General features: G+C 62.9%; 9 protein-coding genes. 5 read left to right on the top strand and 4 right to left on the bottom strand.

The window, feature by feature from the left end:
• Positions 1-11: 11 nt before the first annotated feature.
• The 3 genes from ACWNZ1_RS06080 to tssB form a co-directional block, all read right to left on the bottom strand.
• Complete coding sequence (locus tag ACWNZ1_RS06080; RefSeq protein WP_109756006.1) at positions 12-509, bottom strand: Hcp family type VI secretion system effector; 498 nt, start codon at positions 507-509, stop codon at positions 12-14.
• A gap of 165 nt (positions 510-674) precedes the next feature.
• Complete coding sequence (gene tssC / locus ACWNZ1_RS06075; RefSeq protein ID WP_135845037.1) at positions 675-2,156, bottom strand: type VI secretion system contractile sheath large subunit; 1,482 nt, start codon at positions 2,154-2,156, stop codon at positions 675-677.
• Positions 2,157-2,186: 30 nt separating this feature from the next.
• Positions 2,187-2,747, bottom strand: coding sequence for a type VI secretion system contractile sheath small subunit (gene tssB / locus ACWNZ1_RS06070; protein WP_135845038.1), 561 nt, complete (start codon positions 2,745-2,747; stop codon positions 2,187-2,189).
• Positions 2,748-2,971: 224 nt separating this feature from the next.
• On the opposite strand from tssB, the gene ACWNZ1_RS06065 reads away from it, so the two are divergent.
• From ACWNZ1_RS06065 to tssA, 5 genes are read left to right on the top strand one after another with little or no spacing between them, the layout of a single operon-like run.
• Entirely contained in the window at positions 2,972-3,436 is a 465-nt protein-coding gene (locus tag ACWNZ1_RS06065) for a type VI secretion protein (protein WP_135845040.1), read from the top strand.
• A gap of 51 nt (positions 3,437-3,487) precedes the next feature.
• The gene (tssK, locus tag ACWNZ1_RS06060; protein WP_256452698.1) at positions 3,488-4,819 is read left to right on the top strand and encodes a type VI secretion system baseplate subunit TssK; all 1,332 of its coding nucleotides are present in this window, start codon (positions 3,488-3,490) and stop codon (positions 4,817-4,819) included.
• Between the two features lie 18 nt (positions 4,820-4,837).
• Positions 4,838-5,599, top strand: a complete 762-nt coding sequence (locus ACWNZ1_RS06055; RefSeq protein ID WP_135845042.1) for a DotU family type IV/VI secretion system protein — start codon at positions 4,838-4,840, stop codon at positions 5,597-5,599.
• Complete coding sequence (locus ACWNZ1_RS06050) at positions 5,596-9,420, top strand: type VI secretion system protein (protein WP_456027478.1); 3,825 nt, start codon at positions 5,596-5,598, stop codon at positions 9,418-9,420. Before ACWNZ1_RS06055 ends, ACWNZ1_RS06050 begins: the two co-directional genes overlap by 4 nt.
• Positions 9,417-10,499 carry a type VI secretion system protein TssA gene (gene tssA, locus ACWNZ1_RS06045; protein WP_135845044.1) on the top strand — a complete coding sequence of 361 codons (1,083 nt, stop codon included), beginning with the start codon at positions 9,417-9,419 and terminating at the stop codon, positions 10,497-10,499. The genes ACWNZ1_RS06050 and tssA overlap by 4 nt, the downstream gene beginning before the upstream one ends.
• A gap of 2 nt (positions 10,500-10,501) precedes the next feature.
• Here tssA and ACWNZ1_RS06040 read toward each other — a convergent pair whose 3' ends face one another.
• Positions 10,502-11,449 carry a 2-hydroxyacid dehydrogenase gene (locus tag ACWNZ1_RS06040; RefSeq protein ID WP_135845045.1) on the bottom strand — a complete coding sequence of 316 codons (948 nt, stop codon included), beginning with the start codon at positions 11,447-11,449 and terminating at the stop codon, positions 10,502-10,504.
• Positions 11,450-11,520: the final 71 nt, after the last annotated feature.

The raw sequence follows: 11,520 nt of genomic DNA, 5'->3' as shown, positions 1-11,520 counted from the left end.
GGCGCGCTCCGTCACTTGGTCATTTTGTTGGCCGCCAGGTCCCAGGTCGTGCCCGCCGTGCCTTCCTTGGTGCCGTCGTCTTTCTGGGCGGTGAGTTCCCATTTGATCTTGGTGAAATTCAGCGACAGGGTTTCCACCGGTTTGCCGCCGGTACCGCCGCTGACGCTGACGTTGGACAGCACCACGTTGGTGAGGGTGTAGATGATGAACGGCATGAGCTTGCCGCTGCCTTCGGCGGCGTTGCGGCCGATGGTGATGACCGCTTGCGGGATCGGTTTGCCGGCGCAGCAATACTCGTTGAGGGAGGGGGTGGAGCTGTCGATGAATTTGGTCAGGGTGAATTCACCGATGTGGGGCCGGCCGGAGGTGCGTTCCGAGTTGCTCACGTCGTTGGTGACCTGCATCGCCACGTTGTGGCTGTAGGACATGACCTCGATCTTGTCCGTGAAACCCTCGAGCAGGCTGTCGCCCTTGATGTCGCCGCCGAGGTCGAGAATGATTGCATCCATTGTGTGGAACTCCTGAAGAACACAGATGAGGTAATGCCCGATGCCTGTAGGAGCTGCCGAAGGCTGCGATCTTTTGATCTTTCACTTGGGACTCAAGCGTCCTTGGAAAGATCGCAGCCTCGTTGCACTCGTCAGCTCCTACGGCAAGTCAGCGGGAGCAAGTGATCAGGCAGCTACCGGTGGCGGCAGGGTCGCCACCAGGCGGATCGAGGCGGTCAGCTCCTCGAGCTGGAAGTGCGGCCGCAGGAACACCGTGGCCTTGTAGGCCCCCGGCTTGCCGGCCACCTCCGTCACGTCCACCCGTGCTTCGCGCAACGGGTATTGCGCCTTGATCTCTTGCGGCGCGTTGTCGTTGATCAGCACGTAGTCGGCGATCCAGTTGTTGAGGTAGGTCTGCACGTTGTCGCGGGTCATGAAACTGCCGACCTTGTCGCGCATGATCACCTTCAGGTAATGGGCGAAACGCGAGGCCGCGAGCACGTACGGCAACATCGCCGAGATCCGCGCGTTGGCGTTGGCCTCGTTGGTGTTGTAGAGCTTGGCCTTGTTGGTGGTCTGGCCGCCGAAGAACACCGCCACGTCGCTGTTTTTCTTGTGGCACAGGGCAATGAATCCCAGGTCGTTGAGTTCTTTCTCGCGACGGTCGGTGATCGCCACTTCGGTCGGGCATTTGAGCGACAGGTCCCCGGAGCTGGTACGGAAGGTATGGGCCGGCAGGCCTTCCACCGCGCCACCACCTTCGGCACCGCGAATCGCGGCGCACCAGCCATATTTGGCGAAGGCTTCGGTGATACGTTGCGACAGCGCCCAGGCGGCGTTGCCCCACAGGTATTTGCTGTGGTCGGTGCCGTTGACGTCTTCGACGTAATTGATGCCTTCCACCGGCAGGGTGTCCGGGCCGTAAGGCAGGCGCAGCAGGAAGTGCGGCAGCACCAGGGACACGTAGCGCGAGTCTTCGCTTTCACGGAACGAGCGCCACTTGATCAGTTCCTGGCTTTCGAAAATTTTCGACAGGTCCCTCGGCACCGCCAGTTCAGTGAAGCTGGTCATGTCGAACAACCGTGGGCTGGCGGCGGCAATGAACGGCGCGTGCGCGGCGGCGGCGACGTTCGAGAGTTTTTCCAGCAGACCGATGTCTTGCGGATGCCGGCCGAAGGTGTAGTCACCCACCAGCAGGCTGAACGGGTGCCCGCCGAAGGTGCCGTATTCTTCTTCGTAGATTTTCTTGAAGAGTGCGCTCTGGTCGAATTCGACGGCTTTTTCCAGATCGTTCTGCAGTTCTTTCTGGGTCACGTTAAGCAGGCGCAATTTGAGCCGGGTGCTGGTCTCGGTGTTCTGCACCAGCAGGTGCAGGCCGCGCCAGGAGGCTTCGAGTTTCTGCAGGTCGGGGTGGTGCAGCACTTCGTTGAGCTGGGCGCTGATCAACTGGTCGATCTGGCTGATGCGGTCATTGATCATCGCCACGGTGTCCTTGTCGATGGCCATGCCTTCGTCGAGGACCTGGGTGGCAAATTCGGCAAGCATGTCGCGGGCGTAGTCCTGCTGGCTGTCGTCGTGGGCCATGCGGCCTTCGGCGATGATCTTGTCCAGCAGGGACAGGGTCTGGGTCGTGCTCTCGCTGGTTTGAGCGCTGGATGAAGCAGGCATGGCTTTATCTCCCTTGAGTGATGAGCGCGATCAGGCCTGTGGTTCGGTCGGGGCCGGGTCATCGTTGGCGGCCACGGTGGGCAGCTCGGTCGTTGCGTCCTGAGGGCGGGCCGACTTGATCTCTTGCAGGCCTTCGGTGTTGGCGATCACGTCGCGCAGCAGCTTGTCCAGGTCGTCGTTGCCATCGAGCTTGGTCAACAGGTCCCGCAGGCGCTGGCGCGCTTCGAACAGGCGCCGCAGCGGCGTGACCTGCTCAACGACCTTGACCGGATCGAAGTCGTCGATGTGCCGGAAGTTGAGTTCGATGTTGAGCTTGCTGTCGTCGCCGCTGAGGGTGTTGTTCACCTGGAGCGTGGCGCGGGGGGAGATGGAGGCGAGCACCTCGTTGAAATTATCCCGATCGATTTCCGTGAAGCGCCGCTCATTGAGCTTGGGCAGCGGGTCCAGTGGCTTGCCCGAAAGGTCGGCCAGAATGCCGACCACCAGTGGCAATTCTTTTTTCTCGATGGCGTTGCCGATTTCCACGTCATAGGTGATCTGGACGCGGGGAGGACGGACTCTGTCGAGCTTGTGCTGGGTACTTTCTGCCATGGCGGCCGACTCCGATGCATGTGTGGAAGCAATGCATCGGGAGTCCCGCTCATCGCATTCCCTTGCTGATCCGCAGGTTGCAAATGGACGGCAGAAAACCTGTCATTCCCTTGACGAACCTGGTGCATTCGACCGTGCTGGTCGAACTATCCAAGACGCTAGAACAGGTCTATAAAAATGCAAGGGAAAACAATTTATGACCGCTGAGAAAAGGAAAATTCATTTTGCGTGTCTTTTTTTGCGGATCTTTTTTGAGCCTGGTACTTACCGGTTGCTCGCTTTTTGCACCCAGTGTCGACCTGGACAGCCTGACCCTGGACGTCGCACCGCGGGCCAATGACGACACGCCGATCGCGGTGGATTTCATCGCCGTGAACGACCCGGACCTGCTCAAGCAGCTGTCGGGTATCACCGCCAGCCAGTGGTTTTCCGAGCGCGAACAGTTCCAGCGCGACTATCGTCAACTCATGTCGGTGTGGGGGCTGGAGCTGGTTCCAGGGCAATTCATCGACCGCCAACCCTTCCCACTGGAGGGTCGGCGCGCCGCTGGACTTTTGGTCTTCGCCAGCTATAACACTCCCGGAGCCCACCGGCTTCGGCTGGACGATCAGCGCGAGGCCTGGCTCAAGTTCGACAGTCGTGAGATGACCCTCGTCAGCGATGGTCAGCTCAATGACCGTCAGCCATGAGTGACCGCGGGCCGCCAACTGCGGCGACATTGGGATGTCGAAGGGAGTCGTATGAGTCTGTTACCTGACGCGGTGTGCTGGCATGAGGGCATGCAGTTGCTGCCCCAACATTTCCAATTGCAAGGGTTGCGCGCCGAGGCCCTGGCCGCGCATTTTGCCGGGGCCTGCAATCCCTGGTTCTGGGGTGTCAGCCAGTTGGAAGTCGACCCTTCGGCCCTGAGCGCCGGCCAGGTGCGGCTGTTGCAGCTGCAAGGCACCTTGCCCGATGGCTTGCCGGTCAACCTGCAGGCCGGTGTCGGGCCGACCCTGGAGCTGGACATCAGCGAGGCGGTCAACAAGACCGACGATGCCACCGTGACCGTGTACCTGGCCATCAGCCCGCTCTGGCGCGCCGGGCAATTGCTGCCACTCAAGGGGCGCTTGCAATCGGTGGTCGGCGAGGCGTTGCCGGACCTCACCAGTGGCGAATTTCCCGAGTCGATCACCGTCTGGCGACCGAACCCGAGGCTTTGCACGCAGTTGAGCAAGGCCGATTCGATCTGCCTGCCGCTGTTGCGCATTCGCAAGGAGGGCGGTGGCTTTTTGCGGGTACCCTACACGCCGCCCACGCCCGTCCTGCTGCCGGAGTCGCCGCTCGGTCGGCGCGTCGCCGGGCTGTGTGCCCGGGCCCGGGAAAAATGCCTGTTCCTCGCCGGTCGGTTGCGCCAGGCCCAGGCGGCGGGCAACCAGGACGATGCCATGGAGATCCGCCGGCAACTGACCGCATTGTGGTCACGCTTGCCGGAGGTTGAAGGCGCGCTGAACACCCGGGTCGCGACACCCCAGGCGCTCTACGGTTTGCTGCTGGGGCTGGCCGGTGCCTGGTCGGCCCTCGACTCACTGGCCGGCGTGCCGGCCTTCGCGCCCCTGGACTTTCTGGAGTTGCAGCGCGGCTACGAGCCGCTGCTCGACTGGCTGGAAGATACCCTGGAACTGGTTCGTGCCGGCTATCGCAGCCTGGCCTTCGAGCGCAATGATCAGGTCTTCTCGATCCAGTTGCCCGACGATCAGCCGAACCAACGCCTGGTGATTGGCCTGCGCATGCCCAACGGCGCCAGCGAGCAGGCCGCAGCCGAGTGGTTGCGTGGGGCAATCATTGCGTCTGCGCCGCATGTCGTGCTCTTGAGTCGGCAACGCATGAGCGGTTTGCCCCATCAGGCCATGAGCCGCAACGAACAGGTGGCCTACAGCGTGGGCGACGACACTCGATTGTTTGTGGTGAGCGCCAGCGGGCAGTGGTTCGACGGGCAGTTGCCACTGCACATCGTGGCGCCGGCGTCGACCCAGGCCAGTAGCCCGTGGCAAGTGGTGTTGTTTGTGGCGCAAGCCGGTGAAAGTGCCTGATTGCAAAAGGGGAGTCGTATGCCTGACGGAAGTGGCGGGGCGGTTCGGGGTCTGCATGAGGCGCCGCTGAGCAGCGCTTTTCGTCAGGCTTGGCTGAAGTGGTCCCAGGAATGGCAGGACTTGCCCAAGGACAGCGACCCTGCGGTATTGGCCAGCCGGGTGGTGGAGTTTTCCGGTCGCAGCGCCCAACGCTTGTGGCGCGTGGCCTTCGCCACCGTCGGCGATGCCGCCACCGAGCAGGTCAAGGCGCTGGTCTATGCGTTTGTGGCGCTGGTGGACGAAACCTTGCTATTCACCCCCTGGCCCGGGCAGCTCGCCTGGCAGCAGCATCCCCTCGAGTCACGCATGTATTCCAGCCGCCAGGCCGGCGAGCGGCTGCCCGCGGCCATCAAGAAACTGCTGGATGAGCAGATGCCCGGCACCCGGGACCTGGCGAATGTCTACCTGCAATGCCTGATCCTCGGGTTCCAGGGCCGGCTGCGCGGCGAGCCCGGTCAGGTCCAGCATGAAAAATGGCGCCTGGCGTTGTTCACATTTGCCTGGCAGCACGATCCCGATTATGTCGATGTCAGTCAGCGCCTGGCGATGTCTTCGGCCGCGGCGCCGGTCCGTATGCCGGGGCAGCAGTCACTGCCGGACGGGGTCCGCCTGGGGCTGGCGATCCTGGCGATGGTGGTGTTGCTGACCGGGCTGGGGCAGGTGTTCTGGCGTGACATTAGTACCGAGCTCGAACCAGTGCTGCAACTGAACGAGTCGGCGGTCCAGGAGCAGGACTCATGAGCCCCTTGAGCATCGTCGCTCTGGTGTTGTTCGCCATCGTCGTGGTGCTGTTGATCGCGGCCGTGATCTGGTGGCTGCGCACCCAGGGCGGCGCGGCGATCCGTAGTTTCTACGGGGCGGTGCGCCGTATGGAACAGGAACAGGGCACCCGGGACCGCTACCAGATGCCCTGGCTGATGATGCTCGGCAACGAAGCCGACGGTGCCCAACTGTGCGCCCAGTGGCGCTTGCAACCGACGGACAAGGCCGCATGGTTCGGGCGCTGGTGGTCGGATGCCGAAGGTGCGGTGCTGGTGGTACCGCAGGCGTTGTTCCTGCCCGATGAAGGCATGAACCGGCAACGGGGCAACTGGTGGCGTTTGTTGGGGTTGATCCTGCGGTTGCGCAGCAGACGGCCTTTGGATGCGGTGATCTGGACCGTTCCGTTCGGCAAACTCGACGACATCGAACACACCACCGAGTTGAGCCTCAAGGTCCGGCGCTGCTTTATCGATCTCCTGCAACGCTTTGGCCTCAGCTTGCCGGTGTACGTGGTGATTACCGGGATGGAGGAGTTACCGGGGTTCCAGGAACTGGTCAGCGCATTGCCCGCCGAGGCTCGGGAATCGATGCTGGGTTGGTCGTCACCCTACTTGCCCGATGCAGCCTGGCAATCGCAGTGGAGTGATCAGGCGCTGGATCAGGTCAACGCCGCGCTGTCGCAGTCGATCATCGAAATCGGCGCGCTGTCGGGGCAATTGAGTACAGACCTTTATGGTTTGCCAGAGCGTTTCGAAGGCTTGCGACGGGCCATGCAGATCCTGCTGGAACCGGTCTTCCAGGGTAACGCCCAAGGCGAGGCACCGCGTTTTCGTGGCGTATATTTCACCGCGAGCCAGGCGCCGGCCGTTCGCGGGGATGGACTGACCGCCACCGACAGCGTCCTGCGGCAGACGGTATTCGCCCGGCAACTGTGGTCGCGGCGGTTGGTGGCTGAGCATGGCTTGGCCCAACCCGTGCCACGCCTGTTGCGCTTGCGTCAGCGCTGGCATCGCCTGGCCGGTGCGGTCGCGCTGGTGGTCGGCCTGGTCTGGCTGGGGAGTATGTTGTGGGTCTGGCGCGACTCGGTGGAGCAAGCCGAGGAGCTATCGCGGTTGATCCTCAGTGCCCATAAGAACCATCTGGTGGTCGACCCTGACGAACCGCAACTGGAGCCGACCCGGCACAACGTGCAGAACTACTGGAACGTGCTGGAAAAAGCGCCGAGCTGGCGTTTCGTCTCGGTGGTGTTCCCCACGTCGTGGTTCTCCTCGGTGGACACGCAACTGCAGGACGGCTTGCGTCTGACCGCCCGGCACCATTGGGTCATGCCGCTGCGTGACCTGTTGAATTCGGACCTGGAACAGCTCAAGGCCATCCGCAACACCGAGCGGCGCGGCAACGTGGAAAGCGAAGACCCGGCGCAGTGGCAGAGTTATGTGAAGGCCAGGGACCTGGTGGAGCGCGCGGTGCGCCTGGAGCAGCACAACCAGTTGTTCAGTCAGGCGATAAACAACCCCAAGGCGCCGCTGGATGAGCTGGTGCAACTGAGTAACAACGCCTTGTCGCTGAACCTCAACACCGGCACCTTGAGCCGGGCGCGGTTCTACAACCGGGTGCTGTTCGATTCGCAAAATACCGATCTGAAAGGGCTGGACCTGAACGCTGCGCGCCCGGGGATCTCCGATAACTTCACGGGCCTGATGCAGCGCTGGCTCGATCATTATTTTCTGGCGGACAACTTCGTGCGCCAGGCCGGCTACCTCAAGCTGCATCTGCAACGGCTGGAAGCGGGCAGTGGAAACTCCTTGAGCGAACTCGAAGACCTGATGGCGCTGATCGACGACTTGCAGACGCTGGTCAGCCTGACCAATTCGGCCTGGGGACGAGGCAAGGGCCAGGACCTGGTGCCCGGTTACACGCAACTGATGGACCAGGTCAGCCACAGTACCTTGCTTGGGCCGGATATCGAACAGGATCTGGAGAGCCAGGCAGCGAAGCTGCAGCAGAGCTTCAGGGACCAGTGGATCGTCCAGACCGGTTCCCGGGACAATCTGCTGGTGCAGCAGGGCAGTGGCCTGCTGGTGCTGCAAGACCATGTCACGGCGCTGGACGGCGCGGTGCAAGCCCTCTTCAAGCGTGATTTCGTGGCGTTGGCGTTGCAGAAGGATCCGTCGGACAGCAACGCCGGTTCGATGAGCCAGGGCGACGGCAGCGATGATTTCAGCGTCGCCCTGAACTACTTCGCCAGCTACAAGAGCTACGCCAACGAAGAGCTGCCGCGCATCCCGCCGGATTACCGTGACGCGCTGATGCAGGCCGCTGAAGGGGCGGCGGCGCAGGCCATGTGGTTGAGCCTCAATGAGAGCGACGAGCAGTTGCCGGGCATGGGCTTCAATGTGCAGACGTCCCAGGCTGTTGCACTGCAAAAGGCTTTCATGGACGTACATCGGGGCGATTTGGCGATACGTTTCCAGCGCCTGCTCAATCGTCGGGCCTTGGCGCAGATCAAGAGCGGCCTGAACGAAATCGATGCCCAGCCGCTGTTCAGCCAACGGGCCGATGTCCAGCGTTGGAACGGTTCGAAGAACTTCGGTTTGCAGCTCTATGGCGCTACCGATACACAGGATCTGAAGCTGAACTTGAACCAGCAGTTCGGCGCCATGTTGCAGATCGCCGAGCAACGGATGCCGGCGCTGGAATGGCTGATCGTCCAGCAGGACAACCTGTCGGCCCTGGAGCACGATCAGGTGGCGCGGTTCATGGCCATCAACGATGAATTGCTCAAGTACAAGAACCAGAACCCGGCCAGCTCGGCGGCCCAACTGGAGCAGTTGGTGAGCCGGGATTTCATCGAGATGGACACCACCTCCTGCGCGCAGATCCTGCAAACCGCCAGTCTGTCCGCCGGGCGCGGTGACCTGGCCCAGCGTACTGTCGCGCTGCAGCAGAGCGCCCTGCAGCGTTGCCTGTACCTGCAACAGAACCAGGCAGCGACCGCCTGGAATGACCTGGCCAACTATTTCAATCAATACCTGGCCGGGCGCTTCCCGTTTTCCCAGGATGTGCGGGCCAGCGATGCCGACCCGGCGCGGGTCCAGCGCCTGCTGGAGTTGATCGACACGCGCTTGCCCCTGGCCCAGGCAGGGCTGACATTGAGCCAGACGCCGGATCGGCTGGCGGCCGAAGATTTCCTCAATCGCTTGAAACAGGCCAGTACCTGGCTCGGGCCGCTGTTCGTACGGGACAAGAGCGGCATTCTCGGCGTGGAAATGGACGTGCGCTGGCGCACCGATCGCGAGGAAGAACGCGGCGCCGACCAGGTGATCGCCTGGGGCCTGAACGCCGGCAACCAGCAGATCAACTACCCCGGTGGCGCCCAGCAGAACCTGCGCTGGATGGTCGGGCAGCCGGTGCGCCTGACCTTGCGCTGGGCCCGCAACGGTTACCAGCGTCCGGCCAACGACCCTTTGCAACCGAACCTGGTGGTGCGCAATCTGGAAGCTGGCTGGGAATACCAGGGCCCCTGGTCGTTGCTGCGCCTGATGCGCTCGTTGGGGTCTGTCCAGCGCCAGCCGAATGTCGACTACACCGATTTTCCGCTGACCCTGCAACTGCCGGTGACGGCCCAGACCCAGGCCAGCACGGCGCAGCAAACGTTGATGTTCGTGCGCCTGTCGTTGATGAGCCAGGGCTCGAAGCTGCCGTTGTCGATCCCGCCGCTACCGACCCGGGCACCCCGTTCACCTTTCATGGCGACCTCATCGAGCCCCGCCATCGCGACCCGTGAGGAGGGCCTGTGAGCTTGCCGATATCCCCTTTGCCCGAGCTGGTCACCCAGTTGCTCGAGCCGATCAGCGCCGAATCGCCCTGCGGGCAGGACCTGCGCTACGACCCGGAATTCGACCAGTTGCGTGAGTTGCGCCGTGAAGACGACACCAGCCTGCCCACCGGTGTCTGGCAGGCCTCGATCAAGCGCGCCCAATGGCCGGAACTGGAAAGACTCGCCACCACCTTGTTGCTCGAGCGCAGCAAGGACCTGATGATCAGCGCCTGGTTGGGGGAGGCCTGGCTGCATCTGGCGGGAGTGGAGGGGTTGCCGGGCAGCCTGGCGCTGGTGGCGGGTCTGTGTGAGCGCTATCCCGAGCAGTTGCACCCCCAGGCCGATGAGGGCGACCAGGCGTGGCGGGTGATTCCGCTGGAGTGGCTGGCCCGGCGCTACAGCGAAGTGCTGCTGACGCGGGTGCCGTTGTTCGATGGCCGGGACCCGTCTTTCGCCGGTTTCAGCCTGGATGACTGGCAACGTCTGCAGCGCCAGCAAGTGTTGGGCAACGACAGCAAAAACGCCAAGGCATCGGCCGAAGCCGCGCGCAGCGATCAAAAGAAACTCACGGAATTGATTCGCACCACACCGTTGTCGTTCTGGCTACATCGCCAAGGCAGCCTGATGCTGGGCCTGCAGCATTTGCAACGGCTCGAAGCCTGGAGCGACGCTTACCTGGGCAATCTGGCCCCGGGCTACAAAGCCCTGCAGGATGTGATGCAGGCCTTGCTGACTCTGGTAGAGGAGTTCATCGCAATGAATCCGCAGCAACCCACCGTCGCGCCGGTGCCAATTTCCCCAGCGGTTACGCCGCCGACTTCTGTGTCGCAGGCGGCACCTGCCCAGGTCTTTCAAGAACCGGCCAGCCGTGAAGAGGCCTATCGACAGCTCCTGGTCATCGCCGGTTACCTGGCACGCACCGAACCCCACAGCCCGGTGCCCTACCTGATCCGGCGCGGCGTTGAGTGGGGCAACAAGCCGCTGAGCGAGTTGCTGGGCGAACTGATCAGTGCCGATGCCGAATCCCGGCGGTTGTGGACATTGCTGGGGGTTCTTTAAGGTTACACATCGGGTAACGGTACCGGCGTCAGCACCGGCTTGCCGGAAAAAAACGCGTTCAGGTTCTGGCCCACCAGCTCCACGGTGCTTCGGGTCGCTTCCGGGGACAGGCCCGCCACGTGTGGGGTCAGGATCACATTGGGCAGGCGTTTCAACGCGTCGGGCACTTCAGGTTCGTGATCGAACACATCCAGCGCCGCGCCGGCGATTCTCCGGTGCTCCAGGGCATTGATCAGGTCGGCGGTGGCGACCACGCTGGCCCGGGCAATGTTCACCAAAAAACCGTTGGGCCCCAGGGCATCAAGGGCCTGTTTGTTGATCAGCTGCCGGGTATCGAGACCGCCTGGCGTGGCGACGATGAGGAAGTCCGAGACCCGGGCCAGTTCCGTGGGCGTGGCGCAGAAGGTGTAGGGCACGTCGCTGCGCACCCGGCGATTGTGGTAGTTGACGCTCATGTCAAAGCCCAGGGCGGCCCGTTTGGCAATCGCCATGCCCACCGCGCCAAGGCCCAGCACACCCAGGCGCTTGCCGGCCAGGGAAGGGCGCGAGGTCCTCGGCCATTCACCCCGACGCAAGGCCGCATCCGACCGGGGAATGTCGCGTACCAGCGCCAGCAACAACGCCATGGCATGGTCAGCCACCGAGGAAGCGTTGACCCCGGCACCGTTAGTCACCACGATGTTGCGCTTGCGCGCAGCCTGCAGGTCCACCTGCTCGTAGCCGGCACCGATCACGCAGATGATCTGCAGGTTGGGCAGGGCGGCGATCTCTTTGGCCGTCAAACCCAGGGGGCCGCGGGTCAGCACCGCGCCGAACCGTTCACCGTGTTCGAAAATCGCCGTCTTGCGTTCGGCAGGCGTTGGCGCCAATTCCAGGTGGTAGCCCTGCCGCTCGAGAATCGGTAGGTATTCATTGACGGTTTCAACCAGTACCAGAACGGTTGCGGTCATGCTGGGCTCCTGTGGGCGCTGGGGCGATTTCAAGTATTCAACCTGATTGTAGGAGCCGAGGGCAGGGGGCT

This window comes from Pseudomonas sp. CFBP 5748 (genome assembly GCF_053850495.1).
This window is presented reverse-complemented; position numbering and strand designations above follow the sequence as displayed.

Excerpts from the sequence above, each read along its gene's own strand:
- ACWNZ1_RS06080 (WP_109756006.1), bottom strand. The coding sequence starts at position 509 with ATGGATGCAATCATTCTCGACCTCGGCGGCGACATCAAGGGCGACAGC.
- tssC (WP_135845037.1), bottom strand. The coding sequence starts at position 2,156 with ATGCCTGCTTCATCCAGCGCTCAAACCAGCGAGAGCACGACCCAGACC.
- tssB (WP_135845038.1), bottom strand. The coding sequence starts at position 2,747 with ATGGCAGAAAGTACCCAGCACAAGCTCGACAGAGTCCGTCCTCCCCGC.
- tssK (WP_256452698.1), top strand. The coding sequence starts at position 3,488 with ATGAGTCTGTTACCTGACGCGGTGTGCTGGCATGAGGGCATGCAGTTG.
- ACWNZ1_RS06055 (WP_135845042.1), top strand. The coding sequence starts at position 4,838 with ATGCCTGACGGAAGTGGCGGGGCGGTTCGGGGTCTGCATGAGGCGCCG.
- ACWNZ1_RS06050 (WP_456027478.1), top strand. The coding sequence starts at position 5,596 with ATGAGCCCCTTGAGCATCGTCGCTCTGGTGTTGTTCGCCATCGTCGTG.
- ACWNZ1_RS06040 (WP_135845045.1), bottom strand. The coding sequence starts at position 11,449 with ATGACCGCAACCGTTCTGGTACTGGTTGAAACCGTCAATGAATACCTA.